We start from the raw sequence: 608 nt of genomic DNA, 5'->3' as shown, positions 1-608 counted from the left end.
AGCGGCGACTGGTACTTGGAGAGCATCTTCACCTTGTTCTGGTCCACGGTCTTCCAGTCGTCCTTCAGGACGCCACCGGTGTCACCCGAGTTCGGGTTCCAGGACCAGTAGGTGTAGCTGATGTTGTGCTTCTTCATGTAGTCCATCAGCTTGTTCTGCCACACGGCCTCGGTGCTCTTACCAGCGGTCTTGCGGCCACCGAACTCACCGATCAGCAGCGGGCCGACGTTGTCTTCCTTCATGAAGCCGAAGTGCTTCTTCCAGATGCCCGGCATGTTGTTCGGGAAGTTCTTGTCCATGAACCAGTTCTGGTTGTAGACACCCGGGCCGTACTCGTGCGCCGAGTAGACGACCTTGTTGGGCTGCTTGAGCTTCACCGGGTGCTGCTTGGCACCCCGGAGCTCACCGCCCCACCAGAACGACTCGTCCTTGAACTTGTCGACACCCTCGACGAAGATCAGCCACTTCGGGTTGACGGAGTGGATCAGGTTACCCGCCTTCTCCGCGGCCATCTTCCAGTCGGTCTTCGGGTTGCCGTCGCCCCAGGTGGCCTGGCCACGCGGCTCATTGTGCAGGTCGGCACCGATCACTCGGTCGTTGCCCTTGTA

General features: G+C 59.9%; 1 protein-coding gene. It reads right to left on the bottom strand.

The window, feature by feature from the left end:
- The coding region (locus ACY34J_RS29040) for a glycoside hydrolase family 5 protein (protein WP_462729605.1) at positions 1-608 on the bottom strand (608 nt) is incomplete at both ends.

This window comes from Streptomyces sp. HSS9-12, from assembly GCF_054963655.1.
Note: the sequence above shows the minus strand (reverse complement) of the source record. Positions and strands in the feature narration are given on the sequence as shown.